This window comes from Cyanobium usitatum str. Tous, from assembly GCF_963920485.1.
In the GTDB taxonomy this organism is placed as follows: domain Bacteria; phylum Cyanobacteriota; class Cyanobacteriia; order PCC-6307; family Cyanobiaceae; genus Cyanobium_A; species Cyanobium_A usitatum_A.
On record NZ_OY986431.1, the window covers coordinates 1,674,535 to 1,693,845 of the forward strand.

16 protein-coding genes are annotated in these 19,311 nt (G+C 62.0%); 5 read left to right on the forward strand and 11 right to left on the reverse strand.

Translation table 11 applies throughout. The features are described 5' to 3' along the window. Positions 1–7 precede the first annotated feature (7 nt). From ctaD to U9970_RS09030, 3 genes are all read left to right on the forward strand, one after another. Positions 8–1,630, forward strand: a complete 1,623-nt coding sequence (gene ctaD, locus U9970_RS09020; RefSeq protein ID WP_322763954.1) for a cytochrome c oxidase subunit I — start codon at positions 8–10, stop codon at positions 1,628–1,630. Next, positions 1,627–2,235, forward strand: coding sequence for a cytochrome c oxidase subunit 3 (locus U9970_RS09025; RefSeq protein ID WP_322763955.1), 609 nt, complete (start codon positions 1,627–1,629; stop codon positions 2,233–2,235). The genes ctaD and U9970_RS09025 overlap by 4 nt, the downstream gene beginning before the upstream one ends. A gap of 125 nt (positions 2,236–2,360) precedes the next feature. Next, positions 2,361–2,726 (forward strand): AbrB family transcriptional regulator, encoded by a 366-nt coding sequence (locus U9970_RS09030; RefSeq protein ID WP_322766086.1) that lies wholly within the window; start codon positions 2,361–2,363, stop codon positions 2,724–2,726. Positions 2,727–2,761: 35 nt separating this feature from the next. Here U9970_RS09030 and U9970_RS09035 read toward each other — a convergent pair whose 3' ends face one another. Together U9970_RS09035 and U9970_RS09040 are read right to left on the reverse strand one after the other, a co-directional pair. Further along, positions 2,762–3,337: an HdeD family acid-resistance protein gene (locus tag U9970_RS09035; protein ID WP_322763956.1), complete on the reverse strand. Its 576-nt coding sequence runs from the start codon at positions 3,335–3,337 to the stop codon at positions 2,762–2,764. Between the two features lie 49 nt (positions 3,338–3,386). Continuing rightward, a complete protein-coding gene (locus U9970_RS09040) occupies positions 3,387–4,052 on the reverse strand; it encodes a riboflavin synthase (protein ID WP_322766087.1) in 666 nt (221 codons plus the stop codon). A 61-nt stretch (positions 4,053–4,113) separates the two neighbouring features. On the opposite strand from U9970_RS09040, the gene U9970_RS09045 reads away from it, so the two are divergent. Further along, the gene (locus U9970_RS09045) at positions 4,114–4,683 is read left to right on the forward strand and encodes a bifunctional nuclease family protein (RefSeq protein WP_322763957.1); all 570 of its coding nucleotides are present in this window, start codon (positions 4,114–4,116) and stop codon (positions 4,681–4,683) included. Between the two features lie 61 nt (positions 4,684–4,744). Then, positions 4,745–5,818, forward strand: coding sequence for an aldo/keto reductase (locus tag U9970_RS09050; protein ID WP_322766088.1), 1,074 nt, complete (start codon positions 4,745–4,747; stop codon positions 5,816–5,818). A gap of 290 nt (positions 5,819–6,108) precedes the next feature. On the opposite strand, the gene U9970_RS09055 is transcribed toward U9970_RS09050, so the two are convergent. The 9 genes from U9970_RS09055 to U9970_RS09095 form a co-directional block, all read right to left on the reverse strand. Then, positions 6,109–7,146, reverse strand: coding sequence for a type 2 periplasmic-binding domain-containing protein (locus U9970_RS09055; RefSeq protein ID WP_322763958.1), 1,038 nt, complete (start codon positions 7,144–7,146; stop codon positions 6,109–6,111). A gap of 10 nt (positions 7,147–7,156) precedes the next feature. After that, positions 7,157–8,278, reverse strand: coding sequence for a nicotinate-nucleotide--dimethylbenzimidazole phosphoribosyltransferase (locus U9970_RS09060; protein WP_322763959.1), 1,122 nt, complete (start codon positions 8,276–8,278; stop codon positions 7,157–7,159). Positions 8,279–8,286: 8 nt separating this feature from the next. Beyond that, positions 8,287–8,949, reverse strand: coding sequence for a DUF2232 domain-containing protein (locus U9970_RS09065; protein WP_322763960.1), 663 nt, complete (start codon positions 8,947–8,949; stop codon positions 8,287–8,289). Further along, positions 8,949–9,389 (reverse strand): hypothetical protein, encoded by a 441-nt coding sequence (locus U9970_RS09070; RefSeq protein WP_322763961.1) that lies wholly within the window; start codon positions 9,387–9,389, stop codon positions 8,949–8,951. The genes U9970_RS09065 and U9970_RS09070 overlap by 1 nt, the downstream gene beginning before the upstream one ends. Beyond that, positions 9,389–12,121, reverse strand: coding sequence for a type I DNA topoisomerase (gene topA, locus U9970_RS09075; protein WP_322766089.1), 2,733 nt, complete (start codon positions 12,119–12,121; stop codon positions 9,389–9,391). Before topA ends, U9970_RS09070 begins: the two co-directional genes overlap by 1 nt. A gap of 56 nt (positions 12,122–12,177) precedes the next feature. Further along, positions 12,178–14,265: a vanadium-dependent haloperoxidase gene (locus U9970_RS09080; RefSeq protein WP_322763962.1), complete on the reverse strand. Its 2,088-nt coding sequence runs from the start codon at positions 14,263–14,265 to the stop codon at positions 12,178–12,180. A 694-nt stretch (positions 14,266–14,959) separates the two neighbouring features. Continuing rightward, complete coding sequence (locus U9970_RS09085) at positions 14,960–15,196, reverse strand: DUF6447 family protein (protein ID WP_254962048.1); 237 nt, start codon at positions 15,194–15,196, stop codon at positions 14,960–14,962. A gap of 77 nt (positions 15,197–15,273) precedes the next feature. Beyond that, on the reverse strand, positions 15,274–16,353 hold the full coding sequence (locus tag U9970_RS09090; protein ID WP_322763963.1) for an HlyD family secretion protein: 1,080 nt from the start codon (positions 16,351–16,353) through the stop codon (positions 15,274–15,276). Positions 16,354–16,406: 53 nt separating this feature from the next. Further along, positions 16,407–19,307 (reverse strand): peptidase domain-containing ABC transporter, encoded by a 2,901-nt coding sequence (locus tag U9970_RS09095; protein ID WP_322763964.1) that lies wholly within the window; start codon positions 19,305–19,307, stop codon positions 16,407–16,409. Between the last annotated feature and the right edge of the window lie 4 nt (positions 19,308–19,311).

Consider the following 19,311-nt stretch of genomic DNA (forward strand, 5'->3'; position numbering starts at 1 on the left):
AACCGCCATGACTCTCGCCAACCCAAGCGATTTCGACGGCAACCTGCAACCCCAGGGGTGGCTGCGCTACTTCAGTTTCAGCCTCGATCACAAGGTCATCGGGCTGCAGTATTTGGTTTGTGGCTTCATCTTCTATTTGATCGGCGGTGCCCTAGCTGGGGTTATCCGCACGGAACTGATCAGTCCAATTTCCGATTTCGTCAGCCGTGAGACCTACAACGAGGTGCTCACCCTGCATGGCACGGTGATGATCTTCCTTTGGATCGTGCCAGTCGTAAATGGCGCCTTCGGCAATTATCTGATTCCCTTTTATGTGGGGGCCAGAGACATGGCTTTCCCCCGTCTCAACGCTGTGGCCTTCTGGCTGATTCCCCCCGCGGGCATTCTGCTTATCAGTAGTTATTTTATCGCCGGAGCAGCTGCCCAATCCGGCTGGACCGCCTATCCGCCCCTAAGTCTCACCACCCCAGCCGCAGGCCAAGTGGTGTGGATATTGAGCGTGCTTCTGCTTGGTGGCAGCTCGATTTTTGGCGGCATCAACTTCATTGCCACAATCCTCAAGCTGCGGCGCCCTGGCCTGAAGCTGATGATGCTGCCCATGTATTGCTGGGCAATGCTTGGCACCAGCGTCCTAGTTGTGCTGTCAACTCCGGTTCTGGCAGGCACCCTAATTCTGCTCAGCTTCGACATCATTGCCCACACCGGATTTTTCAATCCAACGATGGGCGGAAACGTAGTTGTTTATCAACACCTTTTTTGGTTCTATTCCCACCCCGCTGTCTATATTATGGTGCTGCCAGCCTTCGGGCTTGTCAGTGAAATCCTGCCCATCCACGCCCGCAAACCTCTATTTGGTTACACCACGATGGTGTATTCGATCATGGCGATCGTTTTCCTAGGACTGATCGTTTGGGCTCACCACATGTTCACAAGTGGCACGCCACCCTGGATGCGCCTATTTTTCACGATTGCTACCTCCTTTATCGCCGTTCCAACCGGCATCAAATTCTTTAACTGGTTGGCAACTTTATGGGGCGGAAAGATTGCCCTTAATTCGGCGATGTTGTTTTCATGCGCCTTCATAGTTAACTTTGTATTTGGCGGCATCACCGGCGTAGCCCTAGCCCAAGTGCCTTTTGATATTCACGTTCACGACACTTACTTCGTGGTAGGCCACTTCCACTACATTGTTTACGGGGGCACTGTTTTTGTTATTTTCGGATCGCTTTATCACTGGTATCCGAAATTCACCGGTCGCCTGCTCAATGAGGATCTGGGGCGACTCCACTTCCTGCTCACCTTTGTTGGCTTCAATCTCTGCTTCGCCCCCCAGCACTGGCTCGGCTTAAACGGCATGCCCCGTCGAGTTGCCGAATATGACCCAGCCTTCACCACCCTTAATCAGGTGAGCAGCGTCGGCGCCCTGTTGATGGCGATCAGCACCCTGCCACTGCTTATCAATGTGGTTGTTACGGCCATAAACGGCAAAGTGGCTGGTGATAATCCCTGGAATGCCCTTACATCTGAGTGGCTCACCAGTTCGCCGCCACCGGTTGAAAACTGGCATGGCGAGGCGCCATTAGTGACCGAGCCCTACGGCTACGGCCAGCACCCGGAGGTAAAAGCGTGACCAGCACCACACCCCTACAGGATTCAGTCGCCGTTGAGGCTGGCCACGGCCCAGCTGGCGAGGGCCACGGAGATTTCCGCCTATTTGGCCTGGCCACCTTCCTGGTGGCAGATGGCATGACCTTCGCCGGTTTTTTTGCTGCCTATCTCACTTTCCGGGCCGTGAATCCACTGCCGGAAGGGGCCATCTATGAGCTCGAATTGCTGCTACCCACCATCAACACGGTGGTTTTGATCATCAGCAGCTTCACCTTTCACCGCGCTGGCAAGGAATGCCGGGCCGGACAGCTGGGGGCTAGCCGCCTCTGGCTGGCGATCACTGGCGGCCTGGGTGCGATTTTCCTGGCGGGTCAGATGGTCGAATATTTCAACCTGCCCTTCAGCCTCACCGACAACCTTTTTGCCAGCACCTTCTACGCCCTCACTGGCTTTCACGGCCTGCACGTGACTCTTGGGGTGATCTGTATCGCCATCGTTGCTCTGCAGACCCGCCCGGGTGGACGCATCAGCGCCAGCGACCATTTCGGCCTTGAAGCAGCTGAGCTCTACTGGCATTTCGTTGATGGCATCTGGGTTGTGCTCTACGGAATCCTCTATCTGCTTTGAGGCCCTAAGTCGTCAACTGCTGGCACGGATGGCGATTTCCGTGCACACCGGGCACAATTAGTTGATATATCTGCCTAGTGCAGGCGTTTCCCATGGCGGCCAGGAGCGGCGACAGCCCCGCGGACATGCTGGAAGGCAAGGCCCTTCTTGATCGGGCCCGCGCCCTGAGCAACCGCCCAGAGGATGAAATCGCCCGAGGCTGCGGCTATGTGGGACCTAGCGGCCGCGTCCTCAAAAAAAGTTTTTATCGCGCTTTGGTGGCCGCCAAGGGCTACCCGTTACCAAGCAGCGTTAGCCGAACCGCCAGCAGCGGCCAAGGCAAGGGACGACAAGCTGATTTCCGCACCCGGGTGCATGGCAACGGCAACCTGCTGATCGGCCAGGCCTACACCCGCAAGCTGGGCTTGGAGCCGGGCCAGGAATTTCGGATCGAGATCAACCCAGACAACGGTTCGATCAGCCTGCTGCCGCTCGAACCACTAGATCCCTAGGCCCCTTCCACTAGACCCCTCTGCCCTGGCCCCTCTCAGTCGTCGCCATGGAAGCTGGCGCTGAAGGCGAGCAGGTCGATACCGCTGAACAGGAAGCTGATTCCCACCAGCACCCCAATCACCCAGAGCAGACCCCAACCCTGCATGGTCACGATCAGCACGCCGAGGATCAGGGTGACGATGCCGTTGAGCAAGCCCCAACCCCAGCCACTCACCCGGGTGTGACCAAGGGCCACCAGCATCGAAACCACGCCTTCGAGAACGAAGACGATACCGATGGCAAAGGCCAGGCTGGACACCACCACGCCGCCCTCGAGCGGACCGCCGCGGAACTGCTGAATCATCCAAGCCCCCACCACGATGAAGAGGGTGGAAATCACCAGCCGCGAAAAGCAATACCAGCGTCCCAACTGGCGGGAGCGGGCCAGGTTGCTTACCCAACCCACGATGCCGCCCACCAGAAAGCCCACCGCCACGATCACGGTGATCCAGGCGGAAGCCAGCACCGGGAAGATCAGGGCCAGCACCCCAAGTACCAGCATCAACACCCCCTCAAACAGGGTGAAGGCCTTCAAGCCCTCGCCCTTGGACGAAAACAGACCTGAGCCCATCGCTATGGCAGCAACATCACCTCGACCGTAGGCACGCCAAGGGCAGACGTCAGATCCAGCCGTGATCAGCCAGCCAGGGGGCATTGATCGGCTCGGCCGCGCCGCTGGGGCCGGTGGCAGCCAGCAAACGCTCGGTGTATTTGGCCAGTAGGTCGGCCTCCAGGTTGACCCCATCCCCCACGGCCAGCTGCGCCAGGGTGGTGCTGGCCCAGGTGTGGGGAATCACGGCAATCCAGAAGCCGGCGCCATCGGGGTCGCAGCCGGCCACTGTCAGGCTGATGCCATCCACAGCCACGCTGGCCTTTTCGCACACATAGCGGCCGTAGGCGGGGTTCTGCCAGGCCAGCTCCAGGCGCCAGGAGGCGGCCTGGCGGGCGATGGCTCGCACCACCCCCAGCCCATCCACATGGCCGCTCACCAGGTGGCCGCCGAGCCGGTCGGCCAGGCGCAGGGCCGGCTCGAGATTCACCCTGCCGCCCCGGTCTGCCTTGGCGGCCAAGGTGGTGCGGCCCAAGGTTTCCTCACTGACATCGGCGCGAAAGCCATCGGCCAGCTGCCCCGCCACGGTGAGACAAACCCCATCCACCGCCACGCTGTCGCCCAGGGCCAGGTCCGCTGGGGTCCAGCTAGCCCCCGGGGCTGCAGCCCACTGCAGCTGGACCCCGTGGGGCGAGCGGCGAATCATGCCTGTGGCCTGCACCAGCCCGGTAAACATCAGCTGGCCAGCCCAGGGCGATTCATCCTCGCCATAATCGGTCAAAAGGCTGCGCCGGGCCATGGTTGAAATGCGCGTTGCCGGAATTGCCCTCGATGCGGCCAGTCGCAGCCCGATCGTGCTGCTACGCGATCCATCCGGCCGGCGCCAGGTGCCGATCTGGATCGACCAGGCCCAAGCCCAAAACATCCTGGCCGGCCTCAGCGAAGAACCGCCGACCCGCCCCCTCAGCCACGACCTGATGGCCGACCTGCTCGACGCTGGTGGTTTGCAGCTCGACCGGGTTGTAATCCACACAATCGAAGACAGCACCTTCCGCGCCGTGCTGAAACTCAGCCCCGCTAGCGATGGGGAAGGGGCGGCGCCTGGCGAGGAAACGCCAGCCTCCAGCATCGAGCTCGACGCCAGGCCAAGCGATGCCATCGCCCTCGCCCTGCGCACCGGCAGCAGCATCTGGATGCTCGAAGAGGTTGTGGCTGATGCGTCCATCCCGGTGGATGCGGAGGCCGACGCCCAGGAGCAGGACAATTTCCGCCGCTTCCTAGACAGCACCAGCCCCGCCGACCTGGTGCGCCACCTCAAACAGGCCCGTCCCGAAGCCGACCAACCTGGGGATGAACCAGCAGCCTGAAAACCAACTGCAGCGCCCCTACGGCGCCGGGCCGGCGGTGTCGGCCTTCAGCCTGGGCACGATGCGGGCCCTGGGCAGCCCCTCCCAGATGGAAGCGGTGCTTAGGGCAGCCCTGGCCGCCGGCATCAACCACCTGGAAACAGCCCCTGCCTACGGGCCCGCCGAAACCTTCCTGGGCCAGGCCCTAGCGGCCCTGCAACGGGACAACCTGGGCCCAGAGGGGGGCTGGCGCATCACCAGCAAACTGCTGCCCGGCCCCGACCTGGCCACTGGCCAGGGGCAACTGCTCTCGATCCTGGCGCGCCTTGGCGTGGCCCAGCTCACCAACCTGGCCGTGCATGGCCTCAACCGCCCCGAGCACCTGGAGTGGGCGCTTAAGGGGCCCGGCGCCGACCTGCTGGCCTGGGCCAAAGATGAAGGGCTGGTGGGTCAGGTGGGCTTCAGCAGCCACGGCACGCCCGAACTAATCGAGGCCGCCCTGAGCTCGGGGAGCTTCACGTTCTGCAGCCTGCATGTGCACCTGTTTGACCAGACCCGCCTGTCCATCGCCCGAGCCGCCCTCAGCGAGGGGATCGGCGTGCTGGCCATCTCCCCGGCCGACAAGGGCGGTCGCCTCTACGACCCACCAGCGGAGCTGCTGGCCGACTGCGCCCCGTTTCACCCCCTGGAGCTGGCCTATCGCTTCCTGCTCGATCAGGGGATCTCCACCTTGAGCCTGGGGGCTGAGCAGCCGGAAGACCTGGCCTGGGCCGCTGCCATCGGCGGGCCCTCGCCCTGGCTGAGTGCCGCACAACGCTCAGCCCTGCAGCGCCTGGATGCAGCCGGCCGCGAGCGCCTGGGGGCGGAGCGCTGCGGCCAGTGCCGCGCCTGCCTGCCCTGCCCCAACGGCGTGCCGATCCCCGAACTGCTGCGCCTGCGCAACCTGGCCGTGGGCCACGGCATGGAGACCTTTGCCCAGGAGCGCTACAACCTGATCGGCCGCGCCGGCCACTGGTGGGAGGAGCTCAATGCCGAGGCCTGCCGCGCCTGCGGCGCCTGCCTGCCCCGCTGCCCCCACGAGCTACCCATCCCCGAGCTGCTGGCCGACACCCACCGGCGCCTGAGCGCCGCCCCCCGCCGCCGCCTATGGGGCTAGGTGGGGCATGGTCTTGCCGGATAGCCCTGGCTGGGGATCGATCGCTGCAATGGGTTCCTAGTTCTGTACAAGCTGTACAGATTCCTCAACAGTGTTGATCCAGGTGCGCCCGAACCGCCGACATGCAAGGAGGTCGACATGGGTGTAAGTGGTGAAATCCGTGGAATCACGGGTTGGGCGGGCGGTGTCCATCAATCTGTACAAGCTGTACGGAAAGCTGACAGTTCCCCGCGACGACAGAGCCCCACAGCCAAGTGCCTGGGCTCAGGGTCTGGGCTCAGGGTCTGGGCTCAGGGTCTGGGGGCAGCGGCATCCCAGAGGTTTTGCTGGGCCAGTTGCTGGGGCACGGAAAGGGGTGGCAGGCTCCAGCAGCGGCCCAGGAGGGCATCTCCCGGCAGCAGCAACGCCGCCATCGCCGCAGGGAAGCGCCGGGCCACCGGGGCCAGATCGGCCTGGGGCAGGGGGGGCACCAAGCCCCGGGCCAGCAGCCCTTCCAGCAGAGGCTGCTCCAGCACTGCACCGAGCCACTCCAGTGGTGGTGGCACTGATGAGGCAGCTCCCGCAGGCCGCAGCAGCAGCTGCCAGCTGAGCGGCGCGCCGCTGTCGGGCCAGATCACCGCCAGGCGCTGGTCGCGGCGCAGCAGAGGAATCAGGCGCTGCAGGGGCAGCACCGCCGCCTCAGCATCACCGCTGAGCAGCAGATTGAGGCCGTCACGGTCGTCGTAGGCGAGGGCCTGGGCCCGCAAGCGCTCCAGACGCTCAAAATCGCCGCCCATGATCTCCAGGCTGATGCGGGGGCTGGAGGGCAGCACCAACCGGCGGCGCAGGCTGGGATCAAGCAGCAGCTGCCAGCCCTCCTGGCGACGGGCGGCCAGGTCGGGGCGGCTGCGCAGGGCGATCACCCAGGGGCTGTAGGCCCAGGGGAAGGCCAGCTGCGCCTCACCAACCGGGGCAAACAGGCGGGCCACCGGGGCACTGAAGGCGGCCAGGCGAGCCCACAGCCGCGGCGCCTCAAAGGGCTGGAGCTGCTGCCGGCTCAGGCCACTGGCCCAGCCGTCACTCAGGGCAACCAAACCAGGAGCAACCAAGCCAGGGGCCGGACGTTGGCCCAGCTCACGCACGGCTTTTTGCACAGCAGCGGCATCAGCTACTTGGCGTGTCCGCCAGGGGGCAGGCAGTTGCTTCAGCCAGGCGGCTGGTAGGTCTGCTTCTGCCAGCAGCAACTCGGGGCCAGCGGTGGAGCGGCAGGCGGCCAGCAGGCCAGCGCCAGCACCCACCCCTAGCTGCAGCAGCCGGCGACGGGAGAGCACAGCGGGAGTGAATGCCATGGCAGCGACCCTAGGCACCGAGCTCCAGCCGGCAGGCTGCATCGCAGGCCTCCGCCAGGGCCCCTGGCTGCCGGCCCGCCAACTGCCAGAGCAGGGCCAGGCCGCCGGCCCCCACCCCCTCCTTGACGTAGCCGCGCTCGTAGTCGCGTAGGGCGGCGCTGCTGCAGCCATGGAAGCGCAGGGCCGCCACCTCCAGCCGCGGCCGCACCTGCCAGCGGGCACCTATGCGCTCCAGCAGCAGGGCCAGGTTGCTGCCAGCTTCCTCGGCCACCCAGGCGGTGGTGGCCACCACCAAGCGATCCGCCAGGGCTGGCCGCTGCCCTGGCTCAGCCAGGGCTAGGGCCAGGGCCAGCACCGCCGCCATCTGGCTGCCACCGGCCAGCAGCACCGGCGCGCCGCGGGCCGCCGCCGCCCCCACCAGCCCTGCAGCGAAGGCCTGCATGGGATCCCCCAACGCCGCCAAGACGCTCAGGGGGTCCGCAACTGCAGCCAACTCTGCCGCCTCAAAACCTGCTGCCGCCAAACCCTGAGCCACCAGGGCCGATTTGAGCCCGTGGGCCGGTTGGCGCAAGCTGCCGCTGACTAGACCCGCCGCCGCCACCCCCAGGCCCTCGAGCACCCCCAGGGCCGTGGTGGTGCCACCGGGCACGCATTCGGCCAGCAGCAACGGCTCGGCCGGATCCCAGCGCCTGCCCCAGGCGCTGCCGCGCTGCACCAGGGCCGCCACCCTGGCCGGGGCAAGGGCCCGGCCCGTGCTGAGGCAGCGGGCCGGGCCCGCACTCTCCAGCCCCGGCAGGCGCAGGTGCGGCACCGCCGCCGCGATCGCACAGCCCAGATCGAGCACCCGGGTGCGCTCCAGCAGCCCCAGCTGACTCAACACCACATGGCTGATCAGGGCCGGGCTCACCCCCGCCGGCAGGGGCGGCAGGGCATGGCAGCGGCGACCACCGGGGCCCAGCAGCAGCAGTTCGGCATCGGCGGCCGCCGTGCCCAGCCGGGCCTGGGGCGAGGCCCCGGCAGCGGAAATCCCAGGCACCGCAGCCGTATCGGTGGCGGCGAGCAGCAGCAGGGTGCGGCTGCGGCGCCAGCCCTGCTCCAGGGCCTGGGTCCAGGAATCAGAATCTGGGGCCATCAGGCCACTCAGAGGGGGTCAAGGGCCACCAGGGCCCGAAGGGCATCCGGGGGCTCTGGGATGGGGGAATGGAGGCGCGGAAAAATCCAGTAGGCCACCGCATGCAGGGCCAGCACCACGATCAAGTTCTGCACCCACACCATTGCCAGCGCAGCCAGCTGCACCTGGGCCAGCTCGATCGATGCCGCCAGGCCCAGCCAGCCGGCCAGCTTCTCCAATAAACCAGCAGCCGCCGTGGTGATCAGCACCCAAAGGTTCTCACCCACCAACACCGAGAGCACCGCCACCCGCACCAGGAAGCCGGCTGCACCGATCAGGCTGCCCACGCCCCAGCTCAGCCACCAACTGGAACGCCAACCGACCCTGGCCCGCCAGCACCAGCCCAGCCACAGCGCCAGCAAGCCATAGGGGAAAACCACTAACGGCCCCCGGATCGGACCCATCAGGGCGACCAGCAATAGGGCGGTCACAACCAGTCCCTCCACGGCACAGCGCCAGCCATGGCGCAACTGCAACAGGGCCAGGGGCAGGGGCAGGGCCAGGCGAAATAGGGGGCTGCCCACCGGCAGGTAGTAGAGCGCTACCCACAGCAGGGCGGTGGCGGCGGCGAGATAGGCCGTATCCATCAACTGGCGGGCCTGGCCGCGGTTGAGTTGACGCCGGGACGACATCAGCGCGGTGCCGGCGCCGGTGTGACCGTGGGGGCAGGCGCCGGCGTAGCGGCGGCTCCGACCCTTTCGATCATCTCCACCTCAAAACTGACCCCCGCTGCCCGCAAGGCTTCTGTGACCGCTTCAGCCGGGGCAGCGGGATCGGCGGAAGGCAGCTGGATCGTGATGCGATAGGGGGCTGGCTTACTGGGATTGACGGCTGGTGGCTTGGCTTCTACCGGCTTGGGCTCAGCTTTTTTGGGAGAAGCCGCCGTGGGGGAAGCAGTTTTGGATGCGGGAGTGGCGGTAGCTGGATTAGGGGCAGGCGAGACCGGCTGAGCGGGCTGGGCCGGGGGCGCTGAGAAGCTGCGGGCCAGCTGGTCGCCGAAGCGGGTGCCACTGCAGCCAGCCAGCGCTAGGGCGCAAAGCAGCGACCCAAAGGTGCGGCCGGCGCCTGCCATCAGCTGTCCGCCGCCCTGATCACACGCACCGCACTGGCCCGCAGACGGCCGGTCTTGGTCGTAGCGGGAGCTTTCTTTGCCGCAGGATCCTTAGCTGCAGGAGCCTTTGCTGCTGGTTTTTTGGCTGCTGGCTTTTTCGCTCCCGGCTTCCTCCCCCCAGCTTTGCCACTAGCTGCCTTTGCGGCCAGCAGCTCAACCGCCTGCTCCAGCGTGATCGTGTCGGCCGTCGTGCCCTCCGGCAAAGAAGCATTCACCTTGCCCTGCTTTACATACAGCCCATAGGGACCGTCAAACAGTTGGATCGCCTCATCCGCGCCCTCCGGGACTCCGATCTCCTTGAGGGCCGTGCGGCCCCCGCGCCCCTTCTTGGGCATGGCGAACAGCTCCACCGCTCGCTCAAGGCCAACCACCAGTACGTCGTCCTCAGCCTTGAGCGAGCGGTAGTCCTTCTCGCCTTTGCCCTTGTGGTGCACAACGTAGGGGCCAAAGCGACCCAGACCCGCCTCCACCCGACCGCCCTCCGGGTGATCGCCAAGTTGGCGCGGTAGACGCAGCAGCGCAATGGCATCCTCCAGCGTCAGATCCTCGGGCTTGGCGCCCTTGGGCAGTGATGCTCGCTTCGGTTTCGGGTTCTCGTCACTCACCTGGCCACGCTGCACGTACGGCCCGTACTGGCCAAACAGCAAGTACACCTGCTCTCCGCTTTCCGGGTCATCACCAAGAGACTCAGGACCATCCGCCTTTTGCCTCAGGATCAACTCCGCCTTTTCGCCATCGAGATCGGCAGGGGTGATCTCCTGAGGCAGCGTGGCCTTGAGCAGCTCCTCGCTGCCGTCTTCAGCGACGCGCTTCGTTTCCAGGTAGGCACCAAAACGGCCGATGCGCACCACGCACGGCAGCCCCTCCAGCTCAACGGTCCGGGACACACCGGGGTCGATATCGCCCTCCCGCTGCTGCACCTGGGTTTCTAGGCCCTTTTCTCCCTTAAAAAAGCTCTCCAGGTAAGGCAGCCACTGCACCTGACCGTGGGATATCTCATCGAGGGTGTTCTCCATCCGGGCCGTGAAACTGGTATCCACCAGATCCGGGAAGTGCTCCTCCAGCAGGGCCGTCACGGCAAAAGCCGTGAAACTCGGCGTGAGGGAGTTATTGGCGAGCGTCGCGTACCCGCGATCCACGATCGTGCCGATGATCGAGGCATAGGTGGAAGGCCGGCCGATGCCCTCCTTCTCAAGCATCTTCACCAGGGCCGCCTCGCTATAGCGAGCGGGGGGCTGGGTTTGGTGGCCGAGCGCCTCCACCGACTTGCAGTCAGGGCTGTCGCCCACCTTCAGGGCCGGCAGCAGCAGCTCCTGTCCTTCAAGGGCCGCGTCGGGATCGTCGCTGCCCTCCACGTAGGCGCGAAAAAAACCAGCGAAGTCGATGCGCTTACCCGACGCACGGAACTGGGCTGGGCCCAGGGCCCCGCCATCGGCCTCCAGTTCCACCGCGAGCATCGTCAGGCGGGCATCAGCCATCTGGCTGGCCACCGTGCGCTTCCAGATCAGCTCATAGAGGGCCAGATCCTTGCCATCAAGTCCTGTGGCGTTTGGCGTGCGGAACGCCTCTCCCGCTGGACGAATCGCCTCGTGCGCCTCCTGCGCGTTGCGGGCCTTGGTGGAAAACTGGCGCGGGCTGGGGCTGAGGTAGTCCTTGCCGTACTTCTCACTGACGCAGCTACGCGCCGCGTTGATCGCCTGCTCGCTGAGGTGCACCGAGTCGGTGCGCATGTAAGTGATGAAACCGCGCTCGTAGAGACCCTGGGCCGTGCGCATGGTTTCCCGGGCCGAAAGCCGCAGCTTGCGGTTGGACTCCTGCTGCAGCGTGCTGGTGGTGAATGGCGGCACTGGCTTTCGCACCGTGGCCTTCTCCTCTACAGAGCCCACCTTCCAGGGGTTGGCCTGCACCTGCACCTGGAGCTGCCGCGCCTCCCCCTCGCTCAGCAGCCTCACCTTGCTGCCGTCCTTCAGGCCGCCGGTGCTCTCATCGAAGTCGGAGCCTCCCGCGATCCGCTCCCCTTGCAAATGGCTGAGCTTGGCCTCAAAGACACCTTCTCCCTCCTCCAGACGGGCCTTGAGGTCCCAGTAGCTGCCGCTGCGGAAAGCACGCCGCGCACGCTCGCGCTGCACCAGCAAGCGCACTGCCACCGACTGAACCCGGCCGGCGCTCAAACCCCACGCCACCTTTTTCCACAGCAGCGGCGAAAGGGTGTAACCCACCAAACGATCGAGGATCCGACGCGTTTCCTGCGCATGCACCAGCTCCATATCCAGCTCGCGGGTCTCCTCTAGAGCACGGCTGATCGCCTCTTTCGTGATCTCGTGAAACACCATCCGCTTCACAGGCACCTTCGGGCTCAGCAGCTGCAGCAGGTGCCAGCTGATCGATTCACCCTCACGGTCTTCGTCAGTCGCCAGAAGCAGCTGGTCCGCACCCTTAAGAGCATCCTTCAGCTCCTTCACCACCTTCTTCTTGTCCTTCGGCACCACGTACAGAGGCTCGAAGTTGGCGGCGGTGTTCACTCCCAGATTTGCCCACTTCTCACCCTTATGCGCCGCAGGTATCTCGCTGGCGTTATTGGGCAAGTCGCGGACGTGCCCCATCGACGCTTCCACCTTGAAATCCTTGGGAAGAAAACCCCGGATCGTGCGGGCCTTCGTCGGACTTTCAACAATGACCAGGGTGTGACCCACAGGCACGCGCCTTACCGCTTCCCTCTTTATCGCATCGGCGGGCCCAACGGCGGAACTCAAGCCCAGATGTCCAAGTTGACCTGAGCGCTCGACCAGAGTCCATCGAGCCGGGCGAGCACCGATTGACCGAGGGTGAGATCGGTGAACCCTGGGTCCTGATCCGAGGCCACGAAGGCCACATCACTTAGGGACTGGTGCTTGTCGAACACGTCGCGATGCAGCTCGATAAATTCGCCGGCCTGCAGATCGCGGATCCAGACCTCTCCATCTCCGGAGAGCCTGAAACGGTCAAGACCATCGCCGCCGAATAGGCTCAGATGGCCATCAGTCCCCGGGTCGATCAGCAGGTCGTTGCCGCCAAACCCATAGGACTCCCGCACACCCTCCGTGTCCTCGTCGGGAAGGCCCGTGAGCACATCCGCCGTCATGGTGCCAAATTCCTGACGAATTGTGGCTGCGGCATCGTCCTCATCGTCCTCATCGCCGAAGAGGCTGAAGGCCTTCAAGCTGGCATTACTGCCGGCACGGGTGCCAAGGATCTGGCCAAGCCAGTTGCCATCATTGAAATGAATGCCCCCGTACAGGCGTGAGAGGCCGGCCTGCTCAGCGGCACCATTGAGGTAATCCCAGGACAGCGTGATCGCAGTACCAGTGCCCGGCTGCCCGTCAAAGCCGTTGGGGTCAAAGCGAGAGGCATTGTCAGCCAATGTCACCGACTTTCCGAATACGTTGCTGCCCAGGAAATTACGAATAAAGGTTGAAGCTGCGCTGCTAAAAGCCGAGTGGCCCGAATTCACATCGGGAAAGTTTGGCGTCAACGCGGCAGGGTTCTGATATGGCTGCCAAGCCTGTCCATCAAGAGGGGTCTCACGCCAATCGGTTAGCTGTTCGCCCCAATCCGTAGTGTTGAGACCGTAGTAGTACTCACGAATCGCCGTAATCGGGCGAACGGAGTTGAATTCATACTTAGTTGCCCAGGAGCCTATGGCAGCATCCATCAGCGCCTGGCTGACCCCAAAGCTCAGCTTCATCGCCTGATCAAGCGACAGCTGGCGGTCCCGGATGAGGTCGTTGGTGAAACCCATCCAAACACCGGGGGGGAAGGCTGAGCCAGGGCCCGCCTCCCAGTATTCCGCGATGGCTTTCTCTGTAGCCATGAGATTCATGCTGTACTCCAACACCTGATTGAGTTCAGCCACAAACAAGGGGTTCAGACTGCCGTCACTTGTGTAGGGGGTGAGAACGGAGTCGGGCACCAGATCAGCCCCCGAAGCGAAGGGGGTCACTTCCCCCCAGTGCGGTGTCAGCGGGCGCTGGACGTTGCCGTCGGGCCGGGTGAGCGGCTGCCAGGTGGTGTCGAGTGTGTCCCTGGGGTTGGTGGGGTCGAAGCGGCTTGGAGTGGCCACATAGCCGGTGGTGTCGGCATAGTTGTTCTGCTGATTCGAGCCATCCAGCAGGGCATAGCTGTTGATGGACGCAGACACCTGCCCCCCCAGGTTCAGTGCAATAGCGCGCAGAGCGGCGCCCTCTGGTGTTCCAGGCTGAAGGGCAGCCAGCTGCAGCTCCATCAAGGCTGCAGAGCGATCCAGCAATGTCTGCGGCAGCACGCCACCACTGAACAGGGTGGCACCCACCGTGCGAATCACGGTGTCGGCAGCTACTGCCATCACCGCATCGCGCAGGCGCTGCAATCCAGAATCTTGATCTAAATCATCCGTCTGATCGAGAAGATCCTCAAGATCTTGTTCGGATAAATGATTGTAAATCGAGCCCTTAGCGTCCTCATCAAACATCGCCCAGCTGTCATAGAGAGCGGTGTTCACCAGGGAGTAGAGACGGGAGCTGATGGTGGGCCCCCTGCGAGCCGCAGTGGCCAGATCCAGGGCAAGCTGATTCCAGGCCAGCAGCTGATCGGGAGAGGAAGCAGTCTCAAAATCCCCATCGTCACCGCCCTGGTCGCGTCCATCAAACTCAGACGTCTGAGCCCCCCCTGGCGCGGGTTGGGGCGAGGGGGCCCCATCGTCATCGTCATCGTCATCGTCATCGTCATCGTCATCGTCAGACGGTGCAGAGTCATCGTCATCGTCAGACGGTGCAGACCTCACCGCCGCCAGCGTCTTAGGAAGATCCACAGAGGCCGCCACCAATGAGCGAACGATGCTGGCAGCCACTGGCACGGCGGCGGCGGCAGCCCAGCTCGCACCCGACAGCGCAGCGAAGGAAACACCAGAAGGCGTTGACGTCCCAGTCAGCACCAATGGGACCAGAGGGCTCTGAGAAACAGCGGTGGATGACGGTGCGCCTGCCACCAGTGACGATCTAGGGAACGAAGTCAGGCCAGCAGACCGTTCAGCAAGCGACACGTCAACGTTCAACGATGGCAAGGAGGAGCGCGAGCCCAGCTCCGCTAGATCCGTCAACACACCAGCATCAAAACTCTCATCTGAGCGGCGTCGCCAAAATTGCGAAAAGAGCACTGGCTTTTGTTACCGCAAAACATTGAGCTGATCAAAACGCACCACACACGCAAGGGTCAAGCAAACCCGCTGCGGACAAGGGCGACTTCGCGCAAAACGAACATTGACACCTCAACGAGTTACGCCAAGGAACAATCGCGATTGATTGCGAAAACTTAAGACGCGCAATCTTTCGCAACAATGGCAAGGCAAGCGGCTGCTCGAGCAAGGGCTATCAGAGGGCAACTTAATGAGATTTCGTTATCCACTATCAAACGAGTTTACGACCTTCAGCTATGACCAACCACACTGGGAAGCTCCGCGCTCGTGTTGCGGCCTAAGTCGGCATGGCTCGAGTACCGCTCTATCCCAAGTGGCCCTGTCAGTTGGGCAAGCGGGCCGTCAACTCCTGAATCAGGGTGCGGCGGGCGATCTCGAGGTAATTCAGACGGCGCTTGAGCTGGGTGATCTGCTCTTCGCAGTCGCGCACAGCCAGCACCAGCTTTTGGGCCTCGTCAGGAAGGCTGTTGATGGGGTAGTTGCGGTCACCGATGGTGAGAACAGGTTGCTGTTCGACAGCTGCTGGCGCCTCGCCAGCATTAGCAGGGATATCAGTCATCAGAGGATGTAAAGAATTAAAAACAACGGGGAGAGTGAGGATCGCGGTGCCTTCGCGCAACGAGCGAGAAGTCCAGATCAGCGGCGTTCGGTCATGGGCTTGAACAGGTCATTCACGAAATCAAACACGAGACTAATCATCGGTTTCTCCTCGAGAACCACCCGTGCCGTGATCCCCATACCGGAACGCAAGGACTCCGCAGGGAAGCGCGCTGGGATTCCGGCCGGAGGAATACGGATGCGTGCCATGTAGGCCGGAGCCTGTCCCTTGGCATCAGGGGTTGAGGTGGTGGGGGAAATAGATTCCACCTCCCCCTTGAGGGTGCCGAAGTCATTGGACGGGAACGCATCGACGGTGATCTCGGCCGGCTTACCTGGCGTGATAGGAGCGGCCAGACGCGAGGACACCTGCACGGAAGCGATCAGGCCTTCTTTAGGAACAACCGTGGCGAGTACATCTCCCGCCTGCACCCGCTCTCCCTTGGATTGAACTGCCATTCGCTGGAGAGTGCCAGCGATCGGCGCTTGAATATCGAAATGCTTGGAACGGCCCTGCAGCTCCTCCAGTTGGTTATTCACATCATTGAACTCGATCCGAAAGTTGGTTGATGCTTTTGCCATCTCGGCACGGAGGACCTGAAACTCCTGACGACTTTGAAACAACTGGTTTTTCTTCTCAAGTAGCTGGACCTCCTGAACAGATCCTTGCTTAAACAAACCCGCCAAGCGCGCAACGATATCTGCATTAAGTCGAATCTGGGCCTTGGTCTGGAGCAGGCGATTACGGAAAGAGAGCTGCTCCTGGGAGTTCCTCTGTTGCAGCATGGAAATCTTGCGTTTCAAGCTCTGCAAGCGTGGATCGAGATCCTCACGGCTCAGCACAAAAAGAACCTGTCTGGCGCTCACAGTCTGGTATTGCCGAACCTTCACCTCTGCCACCAAGGCAGTGTCAGGACTTTTAATGCTGACCTCGGAGCTCAATGTCTCAAGTTGGCCAGGCAGACTTGAGGTCTCTTCGAGTTTGTTCACGGAAGCCCAGACCACAAGAGAAACCGAACCGATGCTCAGCCCCCAGATCATGATCCTGGTCCAGACAGGTGGCGGAGTGAGCAGCAGCTGATGGTTCTTTTCAACCTCTCCTTCTGCAGAGGAGGACATGGATGATTGAACTCGATCTCCAGGGGTGAATAGGCGTGTAATGAGTGATTTCATCATCCACCCAACTGCTGCTGATAGAGGGCGAAATAACGCCCAGACTTAGCCATCAACTCATCGTGAGTCCCAACCGAATCAATTCGTCCTTCGTGCATCATCACAATCTGATCAGCCTTAGTGAGGGTTGACAAGCGATGGGTGATCATCAGCATTGTGCGGCCTTTGGCATGCCGGCGCAAGTTGCTTACGACCTGTTGTTCTGTATCAACATCCAAGGCACTGGTTGCTTCATCCAAAATGATCAGGCTTGGGCTCTGAAGCAGCATGCGCGCCAAGGCAATTCGCTGGCGTTGACCGCCAGAAAGACCTGCGCCCTTTTCCCCGAGAGGAGTGCTGTAGCCATAGGGAAGGCCCATGATAAATTCATGGGCACAAGCCATCTTAGCGGCCTCTATCACCTCACTGGCCTCGGCCTCAGGATCGGCAACGGCAATATTGGAGTATATCGATCCCTCAAAAAGAAGACAGTCTTGAGGCACAAAACCGAGCTGACGGCGTAGCGAATACAGTTCAACTTTACCGACGTCTAGATCATCAATCAGAACCTTGCCCTTGGTCGGCTCATAAAGACGCGGGATCAGCTTTAGAAGGGTGCTTTTGCCACAGCCACTCTGACCAACAATTCCCGTGAAGCTGCCGGCGGGTATCTCAAGACTGACACCAGCCAACTGCGGATTTGCCGTACTGCCGTAGCCAAAGCCAACTTGATCGAAGTTGATCCTCCCCTTGATCGGCGGCATCGCAATATTAGTCTCTTCATGATCACCTGTTTCCAGGGGCTGGTTAACTACATCACCAAGACGCTCCACCGCCATTGAAACTTCCTGAAAATTGTTCCAGGTACTAGCGAGTCTCAATATTGGCTGAGTAACGTATCCGCTAATGATTCTAAAGGCAATAAGGCCTCCCAGCGTTAGCTCATTTTCCAGAACCAACCAGGCCCCTACGCAAATTACAAGGATGTTCGTTGTTTTATTGATCAACTGAAGCGTATTCGAGCTGGCCGTATTGGCGAGAACGGTACGAAAGCCTTTGTTGATATCATCCAAATGCCGATCTTCCCAGTTCCGACGAGCAGTTAGCTCGCTATTCTGGAGCTTGACGGTCTGAATACCATTCAGAACCTCAACCATGTAGGACTGGGTTTTGGAGTGGGCTTCTGCCCTCTGGCGAATGAGCTTCTGAGTGACCGGCGTGAGCCCCAAGATAACTATCAGAAGCAGAGGAATACTTCCAAGGATAATACCCGAAAGCAGGGGAGAGTAAAAGAACATCACCCCGAAATAAAGCAGAGCGAAAATCGCATCCAAAACAACGGTAAGCGCAGTCCCGGTTATAAAGCTACGAATTTTATCGAGCTCATTCAGACGGCTGGAAAGCTCGCCAACAGGTCGCCTCTCAAAATAACGAGCATTGAGACGAAGCAAGCGCGAAATAATTGACGAGCCAATCGTTATATCAATGCGGTTTGATATTTCCATGAACTGAAAGGTGCGCAGGCTGCTGAAGACAAGCTCAAGCAGCATGAACAACACCATCAGAACAGCGAAACCTCCGAGTGCGCTCGAAGCACCCTGCCCGATCACCCGATCGATGATCTGCTGAAACAGCAAGGGTGTCGCCAAAGCGAAGAGCTGGGTGATGAAGCTGGCGATAAACACCTCCAGCAGCGGCAGCTTGTAATTACTCAAATAGGGCAGCATCCACCCCAGGCCAAAGCGTGCCCTGGGGGTATTCGAGCCCGCACTAACCACCACAACGCGCAGATTGGTGGCAGAGCTGGGTAGCAGCGACTCGACATTAATAAGCCCGATGCCAGCGGCAGGATCCAGGCACAGCAGACCATGGGCCGACGCTTCAACTATCAGCCGTGGCTGCTGATGCTCATCCAGAGCTATGGCTGGGGTGGGCAGCCGATTGGCATCAGCGGGACGGCAGGTGACAACCCGGCCAATCAGGCCGAGCTGATCAATCACGGTGATCAGCTTGTCCAAGGTGGGGCCACCCTTACTGGACACCAGAAACGTGCCAGCTTTGCGGAGGGTGTCTCGCCGCGTGGGGAGAGAGAAATGCTGGCTGATCATCGCCAGCACCGCCTCCTGTCGTTTTTCCGGGGTGCGCCCACTCACCGGCGCATAGCCCAGCTCCCGGACCCGTCGGCCAAGCTCCTGGCCGGTGGCGCTGCTAAGCAGGCCAAGGTCTGGCGCCAAAGAATCCTGCAATGGTCGTGCAGGCGGTGAGGCGGTTGGCGCAGGAAGCGATGGTGGTGTGGCTGAAGTTGGGCCAGCAATCGCAGTTGGCATGCTGGCCGCTCGCTCTCCATCCAGCTCAGACCAAACGAGCACCCGAGGTAGGGCGCTGTCGGACCAAAACTGGCGCAAGGTTGCGGCGCTGATCAGCTGACCATGTCGGAAGCCCCGATCAGGCCGATCCGCATAGATCAGGCCCGCGGTAGGGGCATCTAGATCCGAAGAGGTTGCCAGACGCCAGCGTCGCTGGTAAATCGCAGGGGTTCGCTGATCCAGCGGCACAGGCAGAGAACCCGTGGCCACCAAATGATGCAGCAGAGGTAGCTCACTGGGAGAAACCGCCTGATTCAGCAATGACTTCACCGCTGCCGCCAAGTCTGCCGGCAATGGAGTGACACCAAGCACTATCAGCTCACAGTTGGTGGAGGCGGTCACCTCCTCCACCAACTGCGTTTCCAAGAGGGCAAGGGCACCGCAGATGTAGGGAGCTTCGACACGCATCACGGTGAGGGAGCCGAAATGACGAGCGGGATCCAGCACACGGCAGGAGCCGGAGAGAATCAGCAGAATTTCTTGACTGGCGGAACGGGTCTGCAGAACGGTGCCAGGCGGCACCTCGCGCCGGGGGCAGCCATGCTGGCTGGCCAAAGCC

Coding starts and splice junctions, on each gene's coding strand:
- ctaD (WP_322763954.1), top strand. CDS start 8: ATGACTCTCGCCAACCCAAGCGATTTCGACGGCAACCTGCAACCCCAG.
- U9970_RS09030 (WP_322766086.1), top strand. CDS start 2,361: ATGCTGGAAGGCAAGGCCCTTCTTGATCGGGCCCGCGCCCTGAGCAAC.
- U9970_RS09035 (WP_322763956.1), bottom strand. CDS start 3,337: ATGGGCTCAGGTCTGTTTTCGTCCAAGGGCGAGGGCTTGAAGGCCTTC.
- U9970_RS09040 (WP_322766087.1), bottom strand. CDS start 4,052: ATGTTTACCGGGCTGGTGCAGGCCACAGGCATGATTCGCCGCTCGCCC.
- U9970_RS09045 (WP_322763957.1), top strand. CDS start 4,114: ATGGTTGAAATGCGCGTTGCCGGAATTGCCCTCGATGCGGCCAGTCGC.
- U9970_RS09050 (WP_322766088.1), top strand. CDS start 4,745: ATGCGGGCCCTGGGCAGCCCCTCCCAGATGGAAGCGGTGCTTAGGGCA.
- U9970_RS09055 (WP_322763958.1), bottom strand. CDS start 7,146: ATGGCATTCACTCCCGCTGTGCTCTCCCGTCGCCGGCTGCTGCAGCTA.
- U9970_RS09060 (WP_322763959.1), bottom strand. CDS start 8,278: ATGGCCCCAGATTCTGATTCCTGGACCCAGGCCCTGGAGCAGGGCTGG.
- U9970_RS09065 (WP_322763960.1), bottom strand. CDS start 8,949: ATGTCGTCCCGGCGTCAACTCAACCGCGGCCAGGCCCGCCAGTTGATG.
- U9970_RS09070 (WP_322763961.1), bottom strand. CDS start 9,389: ATGGCAGGCGCCGGCCGCACCTTTGGGTCGCTGCTTTGCGCCCTAGCG.
- U9970_RS09085 (WP_254962048.1), bottom strand. CDS start 15,196: ATGACTGATATCCCTGCTAATGCTGGCGAGGCGCCAGCAGCTGTCGAA.
- U9970_RS09090 (WP_322763963.1), bottom strand. CDS start 16,353: ATGTCCTCCTCTGCAGAAGGAGAGGTTGAAAAGAACCATCAGCTGCTG.